19 protein-coding genes are annotated in these 18,388 nt (G+C 47.9%); 11 read left to right on the forward strand and 8 right to left on the reverse strand.

The window, feature by feature from the left end; all coding sequences use genetic code 11:
* The 5 genes from panD to QZ157_RS02180 form a co-directional block, all read right to left on the reverse strand.
* A partial coding sequence (panD, locus tag QZ157_RS02160; protein ID WP_295141202.1) for an aspartate 1-decarboxylase occupies nucleotides 1-260 on the reverse strand: 260 nt, incomplete at its 3' end.
* Nucleotides 261-320: 60 nt separating this feature from the next.
* The gene (locus QZ157_RS02165; protein ID WP_295141205.1) at nucleotides 321-503 is read right to left on the reverse strand and encodes a hypothetical protein; all 183 of its coding nucleotides are present in this window, start codon (nucleotides 501-503) and stop codon (nucleotides 321-323) included.
* A gap of 30 nt (nucleotides 504-533) precedes the next feature.
* Nucleotides 534-1,826: a UDP-N-acetylmuramoyl-L-alanyl-D-glutamate--2,6-diaminopimelate ligase gene (locus QZ157_RS02170; RefSeq protein ID WP_295141208.1), complete on the reverse strand. Its 1,293-nt coding sequence runs from the start codon at nucleotides 1,824-1,826 to the stop codon at nucleotides 534-536.
* The gene (locus QZ157_RS02175) at nucleotides 1,810-2,355 is read right to left on the reverse strand and encodes a histidine kinase (RefSeq protein ID WP_295141211.1); all 546 of its coding nucleotides are present in this window, start codon (nucleotides 2,353-2,355) and stop codon (nucleotides 1,810-1,812) included. Before QZ157_RS02175 ends, QZ157_RS02170 begins: the two co-directional genes overlap by 17 nt.
* Complete coding sequence (locus tag QZ157_RS02180) at nucleotides 2,348-2,617, reverse strand: NifU family protein (protein WP_295141213.1); 270 nt, start codon at nucleotides 2,615-2,617, stop codon at nucleotides 2,348-2,350. The genes QZ157_RS02175 and QZ157_RS02180 overlap by 8 nt, the downstream gene beginning before the upstream one ends.
* A gap of 183 nt (nucleotides 2,618-2,800) precedes the next feature.
* Here QZ157_RS02180 and QZ157_RS02185 point away from each other — a divergent pair, with 183 nt between their 5' ends.
* From QZ157_RS02185 to QZ157_RS02215, 7 genes are all read left to right on the forward strand, one after another.
* On the forward strand, nucleotides 2,801-4,042 hold the full coding sequence (locus QZ157_RS02185) for a hypothetical protein (protein WP_295141215.1): 1,242 nt from the start codon (nucleotides 2,801-2,803) through the stop codon (nucleotides 4,040-4,042).
* Between the two features lie 121 nt (nucleotides 4,043-4,163).
* Nucleotides 4,164-5,018 carry a hypothetical protein gene (locus tag QZ157_RS02190; RefSeq protein WP_295141218.1) on the forward strand — a complete coding sequence of 285 codons (855 nt, stop codon included), beginning with the start codon at nucleotides 4,164-4,166 and terminating at the stop codon, nucleotides 5,016-5,018.
* 47 nt (nucleotides 5,019-5,065) lie between these two features.
* Nucleotides 5,066-5,770: a hypothetical protein gene (locus QZ157_RS02195; protein WP_295141220.1), complete on the forward strand. Its 705-nt coding sequence runs from the start codon at nucleotides 5,066-5,068 to the stop codon at nucleotides 5,768-5,770.
* A gap of 683 nt (nucleotides 5,771-6,453) precedes the next feature.
* Entirely contained in the window at nucleotides 6,454-8,367 is a 1,914-nt protein-coding gene (gene tkt / locus QZ157_RS02200) for a transketolase (RefSeq protein WP_295141221.1), read from the forward strand.
* Nucleotides 8,368-8,633: 266 nt separating this feature from the next.
* Nucleotides 8,634-9,035, forward strand: a complete 402-nt coding sequence (locus QZ157_RS02205; RefSeq protein WP_295141223.1) for a hypothetical protein — start codon at nucleotides 8,634-8,636, stop codon at nucleotides 9,033-9,035.
* 281 nt (nucleotides 9,036-9,316) lie between these two features.
* A complete protein-coding gene (locus QZ157_RS02210; RefSeq protein ID WP_295141226.1) occupies nucleotides 9,317-9,748 on the forward strand; it encodes an SMI1/KNR4 family protein in 432 nt (143 codons plus the stop codon).
* 51 nt (nucleotides 9,749-9,799) lie between these two features.
* Complete coding sequence (locus QZ157_RS02215) at nucleotides 9,800-10,333, forward strand: hypothetical protein (protein ID WP_295141228.1); 534 nt, start codon at nucleotides 9,800-9,802, stop codon at nucleotides 10,331-10,333.
* A gap of 456 nt (nucleotides 10,334-10,789) precedes the next feature.
* Here QZ157_RS02215 and QZ157_RS02220 read toward each other — a convergent pair whose 3' ends face one another.
* Nucleotides 10,790-11,086, reverse strand: a complete 297-nt coding sequence (locus QZ157_RS02220) for a hypothetical protein (RefSeq protein ID WP_295141230.1) — start codon at nucleotides 11,084-11,086, stop codon at nucleotides 10,790-10,792.
* A gap of 80 nt (nucleotides 11,087-11,166) precedes the next feature.
* On the opposite strand from QZ157_RS02220, the gene QZ157_RS02225 reads away from it, so the two are divergent.
* Nucleotides 11,167-11,685: a pyridoxamine 5'-phosphate oxidase family protein gene (locus QZ157_RS02225; RefSeq protein WP_295141232.1), complete on the forward strand. Its 519-nt coding sequence runs from the start codon at nucleotides 11,167-11,169 to the stop codon at nucleotides 11,683-11,685.
* Nucleotides 11,686-11,918: 233 nt separating this feature from the next.
* Here the strand turns inward: QZ157_RS02225 and QZ157_RS02230 are convergent, their stop codons facing one another.
* A complete protein-coding gene (locus QZ157_RS02230; RefSeq protein WP_295141234.1) occupies nucleotides 11,919-12,188 on the reverse strand; it encodes a DUF5339 domain-containing protein in 270 nt (89 codons plus the stop codon).
* A gap of 271 nt (nucleotides 12,189-12,459) precedes the next feature.
* Between QZ157_RS02230 and QZ157_RS02235 the strand changes: the two genes are divergently transcribed.
* The 3 genes from QZ157_RS02235 to QZ157_RS02245 all read left to right on the forward strand — a co-directional run bounded on the left by QZ157_RS02235 (nucleotide 12,460) and on the right by QZ157_RS02245 (nucleotide 17,719).
* Nucleotides 12,460-13,644: a replication-associated recombination protein A gene (locus QZ157_RS02235; RefSeq protein ID WP_295141236.1), complete on the forward strand. Its 1,185-nt coding sequence runs from the start codon at nucleotides 12,460-12,462 to the stop codon at nucleotides 13,642-13,644.
* 860 nt (nucleotides 13,645-14,504) lie between these two features.
* The gene (locus QZ157_RS02240; protein ID WP_295141239.1) at nucleotides 14,505-15,917 is read left to right on the forward strand and encodes a sodium:alanine symporter family protein; all 1,413 of its coding nucleotides are present in this window, start codon (nucleotides 14,505-14,507) and stop codon (nucleotides 15,915-15,917) included.
* Between the two features lie 119 nt (nucleotides 15,918-16,036).
* Entirely contained in the window at nucleotides 16,037-17,719 is a 1,683-nt protein-coding gene (locus tag QZ157_RS02245; RefSeq protein ID WP_295141240.1) for a hypothetical protein, read from the forward strand.
* Nucleotides 17,720-17,977: 258 nt separating this feature from the next.
* On the opposite strand, the gene QZ157_RS02250 is transcribed toward QZ157_RS02245, so the two are convergent.
* Nucleotides 17,978-18,292 (reverse strand): hypothetical protein, encoded by a 315-nt coding sequence (locus QZ157_RS02250; RefSeq protein WP_295141244.1) that lies wholly within the window; start codon nucleotides 18,290-18,292, stop codon nucleotides 17,978-17,980.
* Nucleotides 18,293-18,388 lie beyond the last annotated feature (96 nt).

Here is an 18,388-nt window from a genome sequence, read left to right on the forward strand (position 1 = left end):
ACGATGATGACGACGTCGCCGACGCAGACTTTGCGCGCGGCCGCGCCGTTTAGGCAGATCTCGCCCTTTTTCTCGCTGCGAATCACGTATGTAGCAAAGCGCTCGCCGTTATTGACGTTTAGGATCTCGACTTTTTGGTACTCGCAAAGCCCCGCAGCCTCGATGAGCTCGGGCCCGATCGTGACCGAGCCTACGTAGTTTAGATTGGCGTCCGTCACGCGCGCGCGGTGGATTTTGCTTGATAAAATTTCGATTTTCATCGGTCGTCCTTTGTGTTTTTTGAGAAAATTATACTATAAATTTAGCCGCAAAAAGCAACTTTATATAGCCGCGGCGATTCGTTTTTGCTTGCTTGCCGCGATAAAATTCGGAGTTAAATTTGTGATTAAATTTGATTTTAGAGGCATTTGCGTGAGCGATAAAAGCTGCGATAAATTTGACGCCGTTTGGTGGTAAAAATAAAAATTTAGGCGCAAACAAAGGTAAATTTTACTCGAATTCACCCTTGCTTCGTCGCCGTTTTGTCCGTAAATTTAGGCGCGTCCGTCCAAAAGTTCGCGCACGACCTCTTTGTCGCTAAACGGATATTTTACGCCCTTGATCTCCTGATAGGTTTCGTCGCCCTTGCCCAAAATCACCAAAATTTCATCCTGCGCGAGGCTTTCAAGCGCGTATTTTATCGCCTCTTTGCGGTTTGCGATGCACTTTACGCGCTCGTTCATCTCTAGGCCGTCGCAGATCTCAGCGATGATGCTTTCTGGCTCTTCGCTTCGGGGATTATCGCTGGTGACGACGAGTCTGTGCGCGTATTTTTGCGCTATTGCGCCCATTTTAGGGCGTTTGGTGCGATCTCTATCTCCTCCGGCACCGAAAACCGCGACGATTTTGCGATGGCGCAATGCATTTAGCACCTTTTCGATGCCGTCTGGAGTGTGTGCGAAATCCACGATCACGAGCGGCTCGCGACTAACGACCTCCATGCGCCCCTCGACGCCGTCAAATTCCGCCGCGGCGCGCGCGATCTGCTCTAGCGGTCTATCCGTCAGCGTCGCGACGCAAGAGGCGGCTGCTATGAGGTTGTAGAGGTTAAATTCGCCGTGCAAATTTGAGCTCAGCGCCATTTGTCCGCGCGGAGTCTTTAGCGCCGCGCGTATGCCGCCTTCTAGCGAATACTCACTCGGCGCAAAGTCCGCGCCCGCGTGCAGCGCATAGGTTAAGGCGTTTGCGGGGTTAAATTTGATCCCGCCGCGGTCGTCTATGTTTATGAGCTTTGGCGCGTCGTCTGCGAAAAACTCGCTCTTTACGCGCGCGTACTCTTCAAGCGTACCGTGGTAGTCGAGGTGGTCTTGGGTCAAATTCGTAAAAATTTTCATCGCAAAGGATAGGCTCTCGATGCGTTTTTGCGCGATGGCGTGCGAGCTAACCTCCATCACGAAGTACTCGCAGCCGCGCTCGCTAGCGGCTTTTAGGTAGCTAAGCGTGCGTAAAATTTCGCTCGTCGTTAGCGCCTTGTCGTCTATGCGTTCGCCGTTTATAAAGGCGCCGCGAGTACCGCATAGACCGCATCCGTAGCCTAAATTTAGCAGCGTAGCGCAGATAAGCGCTGCGGTCGTGGTTTTGCCGTTGGTACCCGTGATGCCGATGATTTTGATGTTCTCGTCGATGCCTAGCAGTCGTTTGCATTCGCTCAAATTTATGATTTTTGCACCCTTTGCTTTGGCGGCGGCTTCAAATTTGGCGTTTGTCGCCGTTTTAACGAAATAACAACCCGCTTCGCAAACGCTAGAGTTATCGGTAACAAAGCCTTCTTTAACGTAAATTTTCATTCTGCGCCCTTTTGTTGATTTCGCGAGCCAGCGCGCTTAGCCGTTCGTCGCCGGCAAACATCACGGCCGCGGTTTCGATGTAGTTTAGTCCCATTTCGATGAAGTCGTTTTTGATAAGATTTTGCAAAAACTCGAGGAAATCGTCGCGGTTGTCGATCATCACGCGCGTGGAAAACATAATGTCCTCAAAGACGCTTTTAAACCCACCGCGCCTAACCGCATCCATGAAGTCGGCATAGCTAATGGCGTTTTGCTCCTCGTGATCCTCGTCTTCGTCGATTTTTGCCTCAAGCGCGCCCAAAATTTCGTCCAAATCCGCAGGACTCATACCTAATTTGTCTTTTAGCTTAAATATCTCAAAAAGCGTCATCGCCTCGTCGCGGCGGGTTTTAGCAAGCGAGCAAAGCGTGATGAGAAAGAGTAGTTTTTCGTCCGGCTTTTTGTCGTAGGCGAGCGAAAAATAGCTCGCGGCGGCGTCAAATTCGCCCTTGTTAAACGCTCTTAGCCCCGCTTTTTTGTAATCAGTCAAATTTAACTTCCTCGCCGATAGGGATATTTACGACGCTAAGTTCGGGGTGGATATCCGTGCGTAACTGGCGCTCGATGCCGTATTTTAGCGTAGTAGTGCTAGCTGCGCAGCCGTGGCAGTGGCCGGTGAGGCGGACGTAAATTTTGCCGTTTTTGATACCTAGCAACTCCATGCCTCCGCCGTCGTTTTCAAGCATCGGCATAACCTTTTGCAAGCTCGCTTTTACGGGCTTTAAAAGCTCTTCGTCGGTAAATGGAATCATTTTTCGCCTTTTAAATTTTTTTGGAGTATTATAGCAGATAAAATTTTAAATGCGCTACGCCGGCTCGTTTGAAATTTAACTCGTTCTAGCGCGAGCGGCGATTAAATTTAGCCTTTTTGTCGCATCTTTGTTTTTTTATGTTTAAAATTATATAATCGCTTAAATTTATTTTAAGGAGAATCTATGAAAAAAACGGCCTTGTTGCTAGCCGTGCTTTGCGCGTGCGCTCTAGCCAAAGACTACGAATACGCGCTTGAAAGCACCTCGCAAAAGATATACGAGGAGCCGGCTCTTAGCTACGTTACGCGCCAAATTTACGACGCCAAAGAGCATAAAACGCGGGTCGTTACCGAGTCCGAGCTAAAAGACGGCGGCAAAAATAGATACAAAGAAGTAAGCTACTTCGGCAAAGACGGCGAGCTGGCTAAATTTTACGCCTATGATTATGACTTCAAGGCTGAAAAATGGCGCAAGATAAACGAATATAAAGCAAGCCTTAAAAACGGAGTATCTACGCAGGAGACGACGGGCTACGTTCGAGGCGTTAAAAACGCTAGCAAAACCGTCTCAAAACGCACAAACGGCGTATATGAAGAGACCGGATACGAACTAAAAGCGGGCAAATGGCAAAAATCGTCTCTTGCTCGTGCTACTTATAACGGAAGCGGTCAAAACGAGCTAACCGTTTATAGCGTTTGGGATGGTGCAAAATGGCAGCCTAAAGAAAAAATGCTCTATCTCTACGATGCAAACGAGCAGCCTATAGGCTATGAAAGGTCGCTGTTTGAAAACGGCGCGTGGGTACCGTCTCAAAAAGAGATCATTGCAGGCGACGTTCGCGGTAAATACGAGCGCGTAAGCAGCGTCTACGTAGACGGCGCATGGCAAAACTCGCAGGTGTCTAGGCACGAGGCCGCAAACGGCAAGGACGTGACGATAACTTCTGTCTGGGATAACGAGAAAAAAGGGTGGAAAAACAGCTACAAAGACGTGATCGTAGTTAGCGGCGCGGACTTTGAGACGGCGGCGTTTTCGTGGGATAACGAGAAAAAAGAGTGGAAGCAGGAGTTTTCTAGTCGCAACGTCTACGATAAGTCTGGCGAGCGTCTGCTTACGCAGCGATACGGGGCTAAAGACGGCGACAAAAAGCTAGTCTACGGCTACGATGCGCGCGGCGATAACGTGAGCGTAGACGTCTATGAGCTAGTTAGCGATGCAAACGGCAAAAGATGGGCGCAAAAAGAGCGCATCGAGGCGACTTTTGACAGCGATATACTCGCCGAGGATGTAGTATACGGCGGCTCGCTGATGTCATTTGATATGCAAAGCAAGCATGCGATGACCGCTTATAAAAGATACGTTTTTGCGGGCGGCAAGGCTAAACTAGCCCAAGAGCGCGAATGGAGATACAAAAGGCTAAAATAAATTTAGTCGGCGTTTGGGCATTAAATTTAGTCTTTACTAAATTTAGGCTTTTGCTGCGCCTTGGGGCTATGATTTGCGCCCTAACGCGAAGATATCTAAAAAACTAAAATTTAGGAGAAATATGCAAAATTTAGAGCAAATTTTAGCGTCGCTAGACGAGAGCGCGCAAAAGGTTTTGGTTTTAGGATGCGCAAAACACCCCGTTTGGGACGATGCGAACGAGGTTTTCGCGCTAGCTACGAGGCAAATTTTAGATAAAAGCCTAGGGCGACAAGAAGACACGGATTACGGCGGGACGGTTAAATTTTATGGTGCCGCGCCGATTGCATTTATCGGCGTACATACGCGCATCGTGCGAAGAAGCATAGGATTTTTACTCACGCAGCGGCATCTTTTGGTTAAATTTGACGCCTCGGCCGCAAACGCGGACGAAGTAGCCGCGGCATTTAGGCTCGGCGAGCATTCGCCTGACGAGCTGGAAAATCTCGCGTGGCAAGAGCTAGAAAAATGCAAATTTGAAATCGAGGACGAGATGAAAGCGGCGATGAAAACTGCGCTAAAAGCGATCTTGCGGGCGGTTTTCGAGGAGGGCGTTAAGGCCGAGGAGCGCACGATCGCGGATAAAATTTTGGAGCTTGAGCTGGGCGAAGCGCTAAAAACGCCGCTTGACGAGACGAAGCTGCTATCAAAATCGCTTAGCGTCTTTAAGCCCGTCTCGCCGATGCTTCACAGCCTTGACCGCTCGCTTTTGGGTAAGCCTTACGGCGTGATACTGGACGAGCGCGGACTTATTAGCCGCGAGCTGATGGAAGAGCCGGTTTTTAGCTCGTGGGGCGAGATCAGGGGCGCGCAGATCGAAGTAAAAGAGGATGCCGTAATAATCGGCGAAAAAGAGCATAAGATACCTTTTGAGCTAAAAGATAAAAAGGAAAATTTCGCCGAGTTTTTAAAATTTACGGCGCAGACTAGGGCGTAAATTTAGCGCGCTTTTGATCGGATTTGCGCGTAAATTTAAGGAAAAATATGAAAAATTTGCTGCTAGGCGCGGTCGCTGTCTGGGCGTTTTGCGGTTGCGCAGAGCTAAAGCCTAGCGCGGACAAGGACGTCGCTTTAATCGACGTGCCCGAGAAAAACTGGACGAGATACGAGGATACGGACGGCGCGCTAAAAGAGGTCGCGTTTTTCACAGCGTCTTTTTCCGAGCGGTTTCGCACGTCTTTTAAAAACGGCGAAAAGATCGGCTTTACGCTAACCAAACAAGAGGGCAAAAAGCTGCCCGTAATGCTGGGCGACATGTATAAGGCCGAGGACGGCGCGTTTACGGTCGCGGGACTAGATGCCAGGGGGCGCGAGTGGAGCGGCGACGAGAAGCTGCGAAGGTCGAGGCGGATCAAAATTTACGAATTTAAAGAAGGCTCCGTCAAAGTAACGGATTATGGGGCAGAGGGCGGCGTCTGCGAGGCATTTTACGCTGGCAGAAAGATAAGCATGGCGAGCGTAGAAAGCCGCGACGGCGAGGACTCGCGTGAAATTTTGACCGTTCGAACGCAAGGCGAAATCTCGCTTGAAGTCGTCAAAATTTTTAGCTCGCAAGAAAACTCTTCGCCGCAAAATTTGCTCGCCTCGGACGAAAAAGGCTCGCACGGCGCGCAAGCTAGGGGCGAAGAGCTAACCAGGCAAGCCCAAACGCTAAAAAACATCGTCTGCGCGGGGTTTGGCGGAAAATAAATTCGGGTTTTATCGGCTGAAAAACAGGCGAGACGGAGCGAAACAGCGTCAAGCTGCTACGTCGCTTGAACGCGAAAAGCTTAACCGTAACGGCACGCGCGAAGACGGTGCGCCGAGCGAAGCGTAAATTTAAGCGCGTTTATCGCTATTTTAAAGTAGCGCGGACGGCGACAGCGAGGGCACAGGACGGAACGTCGTCTGAAAAATTAAATTAGCGCCTAAAAATTTTATGGTTTGCGCGGCAGGAGGAAAATTTAGCCGCATTTTGCAGGCTTAAATTTTAAAGCAGCGTCGGCTTTGCAAATTTCGTAAAACCCAAAAGGCGCGTGAATGCTTGCGTAAATTTAAACCGGGAAGTAAAAACAAATCCAAAACGCTTGCAAAAATACGGCTGGGGAAGCTCAAATTTAGTCGGCTCGGTAAAACGCAAAACGTAAGCGCGTCTTGCTTGCGGCATTGCTTTCGCTTGGCAGCGCGTTATGTGCCAAAAATAAATGTTACCCGCGCGTTTTGGGCGTCCTTGATTTCAAAAAACGACTTAAATTTTCTTACTATGCGCGTCTAAAAGGCGATTAAATTTTATTTGTGTATAATTGCAAGCAAAAATCTTGCCGGTCTAGCGCGTCCGCAAAAGCGCGGCAAAGGCGAGCTAAACGGCAAGCAGAGCCAAAAAGGAGAGAAAAATGCTAAAAAAGATGGCGGATACGATAAGGTTTTTATGCGCGGATATGGTGCAGCAGGCAAACAGCGGGCATCCGGGCGCGCCGATGGGGCTAGCAGACGTCATGGTCGTGCTGGCTAAATTTCTAAATCACAATCCTAAAAATCCAAACTGGCTAAACCGCGATAGGCTCGTGTTTAGCGGCGGTCACGCAAGCTCGCTCGTGTATAGCTTTTTGCATCTTAGCGGCTATGATCTTAGTCTTGATGATCTAAAAAACTTCCGTCAGCTAGGCTCCAAAACTCCGGGTCACCCAGAGATCCACACCAAAGGCGTCGAGGTCGCGACCGGACCTCTAGGCCAAGGCGTGGCAAATGCGGTGGGCTTTGCTATGGCGGCAAAATACGCGGCCAATCTACTAAACGAACCGGAAAACGCCGTCATCGATCATAAAATTTACTGCCTCTGCGGCGACGGAGACTTGCAGGAGGGTATCAGCTACGAGGCCTGTGCGGTCGCGGGCAACCTACACCTAGATAACCTCGTACTGATCTACGACTCAAACAACATCACGATCGAGGGCGACACGAGTATCGCTTGGAGCGAGGACGTGAAGGCGAGGTTTGAGGCTCAGGGCTGGGACGTCGCGCGTATCGACGGCCACGACTACGATCAGATCGAGTTTGCGCTCGAGCAAGCCGCCGAAAAGGAGCGCCCGTATCTCATCATCGCAAACACCCGTATAGCAAAGGGCGCGGGCGAGCTAGAGGGCAGCCACCACAGCCACGGCGCGCCGCTTGGCGAGGAGATCATAAAGGCCGCTAAAATCGCAGCAGGCTTTGATCCTGAGCGTAAATTTGCCGTTGACGAGGACGTGCTGATTCGCTTCCGTGCCGCGATAGAAAAGGGCGACCTAGCCGAAGCTCAGTGGAATCAAAAAGTGCAAAATTTAAGCGCCGAGAGCAAAAATATGTTAAATTCGCTGCTAAATCCTGACTTTAGCAAGATAAATTTCCCTGATTTTAGCGGCAAAAAGCTAGCTACTCGCGACAGCAACGGCATCATCATGAACGAGATTGCGCGCGCGATGCCCGGCTTTATCGGCGGTAGCGCGGATCTGGCTCCGTCAAACAAAACCGAGCTAAAGGGCATGGGCGACTTCCCTAACGGCCGCAACATCCACTACGGCATCCGCGAGCACGCCATGGCTGCGATAAACAACGCGGTCGCTAGATACGGGCTTTTCTTGCCGTTTAGCGCGACGTTTTTTATCTTTAGCGACTATCTAAAGCCGTCTGCGCGTATCGCCTCGCTGATGAGTATCAGGCACTTTTTTATCTTTACGCACGACAGCATCGGCGTGGGCGAAGACGGCCCGACGCATCAGCCTATCGAGCAGCTTAGCACATTGCGCGCGATGCCGAATTTTTACACTTTCCGTCCGGCTGATGGCAACGAAAACGCGCTTTGCTGGAAAGCGGCGTTAAATTTACGCGCTCCAAGCGCCTTCGTGCTTAGCCGTCAAGGCCTAGCTCCGCTTGAAAAAGGCGAATTTGGCAGCGTAGAAAACGGCGCGTATCTGTTAAAACGCGGGCAAAACGCCAAAATCACGCTAATAGCTAGCGGCAGCGAGGTGGAGCTCTGCGTCAAAGCGGCTGAAATTTTATCCGCTAAGGGTATCGGCGCAAACGTCGTCTCCGCGCCGTGCTTTGACCTGCTTTGCGAGCAGCCGTGCGAGTATGTGGATAAAATTTTAGATCCGCAAACCAAAATCATCGCCGTCGAAGCCGCAAGCGCGCTGGAGTGGTATAAATTTGCTGACGAGATCTACTCGATGAAGAGCTTTGGCGAGAGCGGCAAGGCGAGCGCATTGTTCGAATACTTCGGCTTTACGCCTGAAAAGATCGCGGAATTCGCGCAGGAAACGGCGAAGTAAATTCGACTTTCGGGGCGAGATTCGGTTTAAATTTTGCCCTGATTTTAATCAAATTTGGCGTCAAAATCGCCAAATTTTGGTTTGAACTTAAATTCGCCGAATTTAACGGCGAAAATCGCCTTGCCTAGTTAAATTCGAGCGGCGCAGACTGCGTAAATTTATAAAGCTTGCTTATATAGGGAGCCAAATTCGGCGATTTGACCGATGTTTTTAAATTTAGTCCAGACATTGCTTTGTTAAATAAATATTAATTTTAGGAGATAAATTTGAAACTCGAAGATATCGCTTTAAACGAGCTTTGCATGTTTGAGTTTTACATACCTCAAAGCGACAAGCCGATTTTGGCGGATTTATCGCTGGCGCTAGAGGAAGGGGCGCGCCCTTTGACGCAAGAGCTAAAGGTCAAAGTAGCCAGGCTCATAAACCTATCGGCAACATGGTATCCGCTCGCCGTAAAAAAGATAAAAGACGAATTTAACGGCGACGTCGATTTGCGGCTCGTCGGCCTAAATATCCTAACGGACGAAACGCAAAAAGAGTTTATCTTCGGTTTAAATTTTGACGTTTCCAAAGATGAAGAGCACGGCAGAGGATTGCAAATGTCTTTCCCGAGCTTTGAAATAATCAAACACGGCGATGCAGAAGCGTCGATGTTTTTGGATTATTAAAGGGCGCCAAGCTAAGCGCGGCCTAGGCACGCCAATATTAAGGGCAAGCGACGTGAAATTGATTAAATTTGCAGAGCAAGCCGCTACGAAAGACTAGACTGTGGACAAATACGAGATATTTATCTGTTTGATGCTGATTTAAATATTATTATACTAATGATCGAAGATCTGAACGGAATTCTTTTAGACGGTAGCAAATTCGGATTATTAGAGGATTGTTTAAAATCAAATACAAAAATAGAGTAAAAGTAGATTTAAAAATAAAACCTAAGGATAAAGTTATGAATAAATTTGACTTATTGGCTCTATTTGAAACCGAAAACGGCGTGGCGTTTCCAAAGGCTTACAAAGAGATATTAGGCAGCTTTGAGAGCTATATTATCTACGATTACCGCGTAAATGAATTTGGAGTCCAAAAAACGAAGGATCTAAATTTTTACGGCATTTCAAGGCTCTTTGAAGATATAGATAAAACGCACAAGCTGTATCAGTTCGTAGCGAGCGAAATTTCATCCTCGGTTATAGACCCTGATAAAACTTTTACCTTCGGCGGACTTAGCGACGGGGTGGAGTTATTTTTTGATTTAAGGGATATGTCTATCTGGAGATATTATTTAGATGATAGCAGCACCGCGCAGATAGAGCCTAGCTTTGAGGCGCTGATGAGAAAGTCTTCTTTCGTAACGCGCGACGGCGATTTGGCTTTGTATTAAAGCGATAAACAAAAAAGAAGAGCAATGGCGCTAAGGCAAAAATTTAATAAAATGCATGAATACGAAAGCCTGGTGCGAAATTTCGTCTGCGAATCCGATGACTATGAGGATAGACTGATCGCGGTCGTAACGGAGGCGTTTGATTTTTCTTTGAAAAATCTTCGCGTCATAAACGATGCGTATAAAAACTACGAGATGCATTGGTTTGAAGTTTGCAACAGCGCGCTGTGCGGGGCGCTAGGCGCGCTACTGGATAAAGAAGAGAAGCTAAGAAAATCCCAAAAGCTCGCGCTGTTTTTTAAGGGGTTCATTTTTCAGGAAAAATATAGAAGCAACCGCATGGATTTTATCTTTATCCTAAAAATCATGAAAAGAAAAAGCGACATCGCAGACGTCGCCGCGGATAAAGATATCTGGCGAGCCGACGGATTTACTCAGTTTGGACTGGTAGAGGCTATATATAAGCTAAAAATTCCGGGCTTTAGCAGCGAGTTTTTGCAGATGAAAAAATCGCTCAAAAAGACGTGGACAAACAGACGCAAAGATACGTCGGCAAATATCTGGAAAAAGAAAAATCGCGGTTAGAGGGTGTCAAATAGACGCGCAAGCCCTTTGCCCAAAGGTCGCGCGGGTAATTCCCGCCAAAATAGGCCGCGGGCGCCGTGAGAGGCAACCCTAAATTTACCGCAAAGGCGCGTCGGCATAATTTAGCTTAGCCGCATTTGCAGTAAAAATATCAAAAACGCCGCGACGCAAAATGCGGTTTTAAACGCCTGAGCCAGAATTTAAGACGGCAAAATTTAACTCTAGCTAAGCAAGCCGACAAAGTAAATTTAATCATAGTCATACCAGACGCAAATTTAGCTCGGGCTTTGTTAGCCGTGGCTATTTTAGCGGCAGATAAATTTTATCTAATCAGCCGGCTACGGCATACCGAATTTTGCGTTTTTGCTAGCTGCCGCTTTATCCGACTAGGCCGGACATTTAGGCAAACGAGTAAATTTATATTGCCGTTTAAAGCTCAGAAGGCCTAAACTCGCCCTACTTTTGCGCTTTTATCTCTTCTAGCGCGCTTTTTATCCGAACAGATTCGCGCTCGCAAAATTTTTCGTCGCTGTTTTGCTTGATTAAAGCCTCTTGCCCCGCTTGCGCCTTTTGCAGCTCGCTAAATTTAAGCTCAAACAGCCTAAAGGCTTGCGGATCGTTTTCTAGCTGTTTGGCTTTCATTTCATAAAGCTCGTTTAGATAAATTTTACTTTGCTTCACGTACTCTTCGCACGCGTTTTGAGCGCCCAAAGCTAGCGCACTAAGTGCGCAAAATATTAATATTTTTCTCATCGCCGTCCTTTAAATTTTGCCTGATTATACTCTTTTTTAGGGTTTAAATTTTATAATTTCTAAAAATTTAAAGGCGAAAAATGAGACGAAAAGATAGAGAACTAACCGCGCAAGAAGGCCTTGAGATCATCGATGCATGCGAATACGGCACGATTTCTTGCATTACGGACGAGGGCGAAATTTTTAGCGTGCCTATTTCGGTCGTGCGCGAGGAAGGGAGCGTGTTTTTGCACGGCGCGCCCGCAGGCTCTAAGGCAAAGCTGCTAAATGACGGCAGAAACGTGACGCTGGTTTGCGTGAGCTATGCGCGGGTGCCGATTTTGACGGACGAGCAGCTAGACGCGATAAAAGACGACGGCAAAGCGCTTGGCGCGAAGGTTTTTACGACAGAATACAAATCCGCTATCGCAGAGACTAAAGCTTATATCGTGACGGACGAGGCGGCGAGACTGCGCGCGCTACGCCTGCTTAGCGAAAAATACACGCCAAAGTATATGCGAACCTTTGACGTTGCCGCGGCTCACGGGCTAAAGGCGATGAATATCTACGAGCTAAAAATCGCGAGCATAACGGCAAAAGCAAAGATTATTCGCGACTAACCCGTGCCAAATCGGCTAAATTTCAGCCTTAAATTTACGTTTTTGGCTTAAAACGGAGCAAATTTAAATGCCGCTCGGTAAGCCGGCTTTGAAAAACGAGTAAAAATATCGGTTAAATTTGCCTCATCCGCTACGAAACCTAAAAGGGCAAATTTAGCGAATTTGGCGCGGTGAAAATTAGATAAAAAATTGTATGTTTTTAAAGGGGTTTCCCTCCAAAAGGAGGGGAAAAATCATTTAGGTAGAGTTGCGATAACTTGCTTCATTTGATCGATAGCAGGTTTGCAAGCCGCTTCTTGGGCATCTTTAGGTAGCGCGGCGAATTGATTTTTTTGATCTTCGTAAGTCGATTTCATAGCCGCCATTTGCGGATTGTCTTTGGTTTTTTCGACGAACTCGTCAACTAGTTTAAAGTACTCCTCGCATGCAGGCGAAAGCTCCGCCGCAGACGCGCTAACGCCCATTATGCCAAGAGCGGCAACTACTAATAATGACTTTTTCATTATGTCTCCTTGTTTGAAATAGACGGGCATTATAGCCTCTTTTTTAAAACAAATATTTAAAAATAAATTTAAAGTTTTTTTCGGCTTCGCGCTCTTTGTCGGCGCTAAAATCGGCGTAGGCGCGGCGTTTGTCTAGTTTAAAAAAGGTAAATTTAGCCGTAGCGCGACAAAGCAGCCCGGACGCGGAGCTAAATTTAACCCGCCCGCTCCCGCAAATCCGCTTCTTAATTTAAATTTGACTATAATGTCTTAAAATTTAAAAGGAGCAAATTTGCAAAATTTCGCCTTGAAATTTCGTCCGACGAGCTTAGACGAGATCTGCGGACAGCGCGAGCTGGTGGGCGTTTTTAAAAAATTTATCGAAAACAAAAAAATCCCGCACAGCATATTTTACGGACCCGCAGGCTGCGGCAAGACGAGTTTTGCTCGCGTCGTCGCGCGGTCGATGGAGTATGATTTTTACGAATTTGACGGCGGAAATCTCAAAATCGAGGAGTTTCGCAAAATCCTAAAAAACCACGAAAACGCGCTTTCTAAGCCGCTATTTTTCATCGACGAGATCCACCGCCTAAGCAAAACGCAGCAAGAAGCCCTGCTGATACCCATGGAAAACTACCGCGCCGCCATTATCGGAGCTAGCACCGAAAATCCCTATTTCACGCTAAGCTCGGGTATCCGCAGTCGTTCGATGCTCTTTGAGTTTAAGCCGCTTGCGAGCGAGGATTTTGAAAAGCTGCTTGAGCGTGTGAGGGGCGAGGTTAAATTTGACATCTCAGAAGAAGCCAAAGCCTATCTCGTAAAAAGCAGCGGCGGAGATGCGCGCGGGCTGCTAAATTTGCTAGAGTTTGCCGTGAGTCTGGGCGAGAAAATAACGTTAGAGAATTTAAAAACGCTGCGAGCTAACGCTGTTAGCGAAGGCGTTAGCGAGGACGACGTGCATTACGGGCTGGCAAGTGCCTTTATAAAAAGCCTGCGCGGTAGCGATGAAAACGCCGTCATATACTATCTAGCGCGGCTTATAGATGCGGGCGAGAGCGCTGATTTTATCGCGCGAAGGATGGCGATATTTGCTAGCGAGGACATCGGTAACGCAAACCCTAACGCACTAAATTTAGCCGCTAACGCGCTTGCCGCCGTTAGCAAGATCGGCTTTCCAGAAGCTCGTATAATCCTCGCTCAGTGCGCGATGTATCTGGCTCACTCGCCAAAGTCAAACTCCAGCTACAAGGCCATAAATGCGGCGTTAGCCTATGTAAAAAACGAGCCGCCGCTAGCCATCCCGCCATATCTCATCAACACCGCACCCGAGGCCAAGGACTATCTGTATCCGCATAGCTTTGGCGGCTGGGTAGAGCAAAAATATCTCGAAAAGCCGCTTAAATTTTACGAAAGTAACGGCATCGGCTTTGAAAAGACGCTGGACGAGTGGCTAGCAAAAATCAAATCAAAAGGCTAAATTTAGGCTTTACTTCGCCAAATTTAATTTGCGGCAAGCATAAGGGCAAATTTTAAAAAGAAGTGTAGATAAAAGAGCAAAATTTAGCGTACATCGCAAATTTAAAGATAGAGGGTGCGCCCTGCCCGTAACGCCGCACCGCTGTGTAGTTTTGCCGATATGCTGGACCAAACATATCTATGGCCGTAAAGCGACGAAAATGGCGGGGGCTTTGGAAGCAAGGCTTTTAAGATGATGGTTTGTTTTATTCGCGTGCGGCTCTTGACGCGACCGTCAAGGAATTTACGCGGTTTAAGCCTATAAGGTAGCGTCAAATTCGTGCGGTAGAAGTGAAATTTGCCATTGAATTTAAACCTGAAAGCAAGCCCTCAGATAGTCCGCGAGGCATTGCTGGCTTGCCTAATTTTATAAAAATCGGCACAAAGCGGTAAATTTAACCTAATCAAGCAAAAGGCGGGCAAATTTAGCAAAGACGGCTAAGCGATTTAGCGCCAAAGCCTTTTAAGCGCGTTTGATAAAGTTTTAGTAAAACCAAGAGTCAAATACGTTTCGCCGCGCTACGTCCGTGCAGGAAAAACAGCGAATCGCTCATAAAAGCCGCCTAAAAATGCGTAAAAAATTTAAAAATTTTAGCCCTGCTAAGCCCTCATTGCGGGATAAATTTAGAAATTGTCAATCAAAAACGCCTTAGAGCGCAAAAAATCTACCGTAAAACCTAGCTAGCAAGAACGCGCTTGTCGCTAGTAAGCCGAAAGTCGGCACAAAATTTTAAGCCAAGCTAAAAAATTTTTCTTATTTATTCTAATTTTATTTTTTTTTAAATATACTTGAAAAATTTTAAATATTTAAAGGCAAAATCCATGCTCACCGATATCGTAAGCTCCGTAAATTCATTCCTTTGGGGGCCGTATTTTCTCATCGCGCTGCTTTGCGGCACGGGGCTTTACTTTACGATTAGGCTTCGCTTCGTACAGATTTTTAAATTTAAAGCGGGGCTTTACGGACTGTTCGGCAACTTTTCGCTACACGGCGAGGCAGCGGGAAAATCGGGTATGAGCTCGTTTCAAGCAGTCGCTACGGCCGTCGCGGCGCAGGTGGGCACGGGCAACCTCGTGGGTGCCACGACCGCGCTTATAATGGGCGGTCCGGGCGCGATATTTTGGATGTGGTGCGCGGCATTTTTGGGCATGGCGACGAATTTTGCCGAGATATGCCTAGCGCAAATTTACCGCGCAAAGGACGATAGCGGCCACGTGATCGGCGGGCCTGCGTTTTATATCAGCCGCGGACTAAAGAGCCGTTACGCCAAAGCCCTGGCGGCGTTTTTTGCGCTAGCGATCATTTTGGCGCTGGGATTTATGGGAAATATGGTTCAAGCTAACTCCATCTCAGATGGCTTTAAGGGAGCGTTTGGTATCCCAAACTGGGCTAGCGGGCTGTTTTTAGCGGCGATTTGCGCCATGATTTTTATCGGCGGCGTCAAGGCCATCGCGCGCGTAGCAGAAAAGATCGTGCCGCTAATGGCGATCCTCTACGTCGCGGTCGGACTTGTGATCATTTGCTTTAATCTTGATAAAATTCCCGGCGTCATAGCGCTTATATTCGAGGCCGCATTTAATCCGTCCGCAGCCTGGGGCGGCGCGACAGGGGCTACGATAGCTACGGCAATGAGATACGGTATCGCGCGCGGGCTGTTTTCAAACGAAGCCGGCATGGGCTCTACCCCTCACGCGCATGCCGCAGCTAACGTCAAACACCCGGTAGATCAGGCGGTACTCGGCATTATGAGCGTGTTTGTCGATACCTTTATCGTGCTAAACATCACCGTTTTTGTCGTACTAAGCGCGGACGTGATACGTTTTGAAAACGGCAAAGCCGTGCTAACCGGTATCGCGCTCGTTCAGGAGGCCTTTTCCTCGCATGTTTTGGGGCATACGGGCGGATATAGCTTTGTGGCGGTTTGCTTGTTTTTCTTTGCGTTTACGACGATACTTGGGTGGTATTATTTTGCCGAGATAAACGTTCGCTATCTTTTTGGCGCCAAATTCGTGCGCGTCTTGCAAATTTTAGTCGTCGGGTTTATATTTTTAGGCAGTTTGCTTAAGATAAATTTCGTCTGGGAGCTAGCGGATATGTTTAACGGCCTTATGGTACTGCCGAATTTAATCGCCATCATCGCGCTAAGTCCGGTCGTGGTTAAACTCCTAAAAGACCACGATACGGGCAAGGAATACGAACAGAAAAACTATGTAAGAGAGCCGAATTTATTTTAGAAAACTTAAAATTTTAATGTAATTTCTATTTTATATATTTTTGCTGTAATTTTAAGAATTGATTTCAGTTAGATTTGTTACAATTTCCTATATTTTTAATCTAAATCTAGGAGATCGTTATGAATATAACTCAGACGCAAATTTCGGCGCTTTACGTCGGACTCTTCGGCAGATCGAGCGAAGGCGCGGGCAGTAAGGCTTGGCTGGGTGCTGCAAATACGCAAAATTTAAGCGTTTCTACCATCGCAAACACGATGCTAGACACCGTAGCGGCAAAAGAGTTTTTCGGCGATAGCGTAAACGAAAACGCAAATTTCGTCGAGCATATATACGCTAACGTATTTGGCAAAGGCGGAGCTAATCTAGACAAAGAGGGCAAAGCCGGCTGGACGAAAAAGCTAAACGACGGCGAAGATAGAGGAAAGGTCGCGGCCGATATGCTAAAGGCCGCTTGCGACCCCGTTCACTCAAATGCCGCCGACGAAGCTACGAAAAATGCGCATAATCTCTTGATAAACAAGATAATCGCCTCAAACGTCGTAGCCGACCTCATTAAAGACGTTCCAAACGGCGGCGATATAAAGGAGCAATTAAAAGCTTTTATCCAGATAAATAAAACCATTACGCCCCACTCAAACGCGACCGACATCAAAAGCGCCGTGCTAGCGGGCGCTAAAAGCTTAAATTTGACCGTAGACGAGGCAAAGTTAGACGCTGCGCTAGATGCCAACTCTAAGGTAAAAATCATCTCCGGCATAACCGGCAAAACGGAGGATGAAATCTCAAAAGAACTCGCTCCAAAACCCGCCCCTACGCCGGATCCTAAGCCTGACCCTGCGCCCGATCCAAAACCTCAACCTCAGCCGGGTCCTAAACCGACCCCGACTCCAGACCCCAAGCCGCAACCTCAGCCTACTCCAAACGACGGCGTAGAGGGCGCGCTAAAACAGATGCTAGCATCCGCCTCATCGACCGAGGTCATCGGCTACTCGGCAAAGATAGAACACGGCGGTAAAAAATACTTCGTAAGCATAAGAAGCGCGGATAACGACGGCGTAAATTTAAGCGCCGATCAAAAGATAAATTTATCGGTCCAAAACGGCGCGGTTAAAACCGCCGAGGGCAAGACGCTAAAAGCCGACGTTTATACGGTAAAAAACTTCCCGACGGGCGATAGCTTGGAGGCGGAAAAAGGCACGGCGATACTTGGCGCATTTACCAAAGACGGGCACGAATTTAGCGCCAAAGATCAAGAAAACGGCGTCCCTTACAGCCACAGCCTCCAGCCTAGATCGGGCGTTAAATTTAACGACAACGGCTTTTTCGAGCGGCCGTTTGGCCTGGTAGAGGGTACGACAGACGGCGTCAGCGCGCAAAAAGTAGATAAAGGCGCGGGCGGTATGGTTTATAAGCTCGTAAAAGACGGACAAACGACTTATTACGTTACAAATAAAGAGGCCGTTCCGCATTTTAACTCGCATACCGGCACCGTCGTCATAGAGGGCGCAAAACCCGGCGACAAGGTCAAATTTGCAGGAGGCGCAGACTCGCTTACGCAGGCTCAAAACGAGGACGGACTGCAAGCGGGCGCAAAGCAGTTTATCAAAGACGGCGATGACACTATCCTTTACGCTAACGGTAAAAACGCGGGCTTTAGCAACTCGGATGATTTAAAGATCGTATTTAAAGGCGTTAGCATCGATCCGACGGCAAAAGACGGAGTCTTTACGCTAAAGCAAAACGTTTTAGCCGACGGCGCCATCAAGGCAACCGACGCGCAGGGCTTTTACCAAGCTCTTTGACGACGCGCCTGCTCTTAAGCTAGACGGCACGGAAAACGTCTATAAAAAAGAGGGCAAATTTTACCAAGACGCGCAAGCTACCAAGCCTTTAGACGCGGATGCGCTAAACATAAAGGCCGTTAAATTCGCTAACGGCGACGTTTATACCTTTAGGTCTGCGAAAAAATCGCAATCCCAGGACGCGGTAAAAGCCTACGACGAACAAAGCTTAAGCTCAAATTCGCAAAAAGGCGACGCGCTAAAAAGCGGCGATACGACTTACGAGTTTTTCGACAAAGGCAACGTCGCAAAGATATCAAGCGATGATTTTACGTTTGAAAACGGCGCACAGTATCTAGGCTCGCTAAATTTAGACGGAGCCAAAAACATAACCAAAGAGTCGTTTTTATACGGCAAGCTAGGAGATAAAATTCTACCTAACGCGTACTCAAACATAACTACTGGCGGAGTTAAATTCGAGCTCAAGCAAAACGGCGATATAAAATCTTTAGTCGCAAGCTTTGAAAAGGCTAAGGAGATATTAAGCGGCGCGCTAAAAGATAGGATCGCAGACGGCGCAGTAGAGCTTAGCAAAGATAGCGCGCTAACAAACGCCCAGCTACAAACGTTAGCTCAAAATGCCGCTAAATTTGCTAACGGCGCGGTAAAATCGGCTGTTCTAAGTGCGGC

The sequence above is a fragment of the uncultured Campylobacter sp. genome (genome assembly GCF_905372745.1).
Classification (GTDB): domain Bacteria; phylum Campylobacterota; class Campylobacteria; order Campylobacterales; family Campylobacteraceae; genus Campylobacter_A.

What these genes read in the sequence shown, in the direction of transcription:
- QZ157_RS02245 (WP_295141240.1), top strand. Translation starts at nt 16,037, where the DNA reads ATGAATATAACTCAGACGCAAATTTCGGCGCTTTACGTCGGACTCTTC.
- QZ157_RS02240 (WP_295141239.1), top strand. Translation starts at nt 14,505, where the DNA reads ATGCTCACCGATATCGTAAGCTCCGTAAATTCATTCCTTTGGGGGCCG.
- QZ157_RS02180 (WP_295141213.1), bottom strand. Translation starts at nt 2,617, where the DNA reads ATGATTCCATTTACCGACGAAGAGCTTTTAAAGCCCGTAAAAGCGAGC.
- QZ157_RS02210 (WP_295141226.1), top strand. Translation starts at nt 9,317, where the DNA reads ATGAATAAATTTGACTTATTGGCTCTATTTGAAACCGAAAACGGCGTG.
- QZ157_RS02195 (WP_295141220.1), top strand. Translation starts at nt 5,066, where the DNA reads ATGAAAAATTTGCTGCTAGGCGCGGTCGCTGTCTGGGCGTTTTGCGGT.
- tkt (WP_295141221.1), top strand. Translation starts at nt 6,454, where the DNA reads ATGCTAAAAAAGATGGCGGATACGATAAGGTTTTTATGCGCGGATATG.
- QZ157_RS02225 (WP_295141232.1), top strand. Translation starts at nt 11,167, where the DNA reads ATGAGACGAAAAGATAGAGAACTAACCGCGCAAGAAGGCCTTGAGATC.
- QZ157_RS02185 (WP_295141215.1), top strand. Translation starts at nt 2,801, where the DNA reads ATGAAAAAAACGGCCTTGTTGCTAGCCGTGCTTTGCGCGTGCGCTCTA.
- QZ157_RS02230 (WP_295141234.1), bottom strand. Translation starts at nt 12,188, where the DNA reads ATGAAAAAGTCATTATTAGTAGTTGCCGCTCTTGGCATAATGGGCGTT.
- QZ157_RS02215 (WP_295141228.1), top strand. Translation starts at nt 9,800, where the DNA reads ATGCATGAATACGAAAGCCTGGTGCGAAATTTCGTCTGCGAATCCGAT.
- QZ157_RS02170 (WP_295141208.1), bottom strand. Translation starts at nt 1,826, where the DNA reads ATGAAAATTTACGTTAAAGAAGGCTTTGTTACCGATAACTCTAGCGTT.
- QZ157_RS02190 (WP_295141218.1), top strand. Translation starts at nt 4,164, where the DNA reads ATGCAAAATTTAGAGCAAATTTTAGCGTCGCTAGACGAGAGCGCGCAA.
- QZ157_RS02220 (WP_295141230.1), bottom strand. Translation starts at nt 11,086, where the DNA reads ATGAGAAAAATATTAATATTTTGCGCACTTAGTGCGCTAGCTTTGGGC.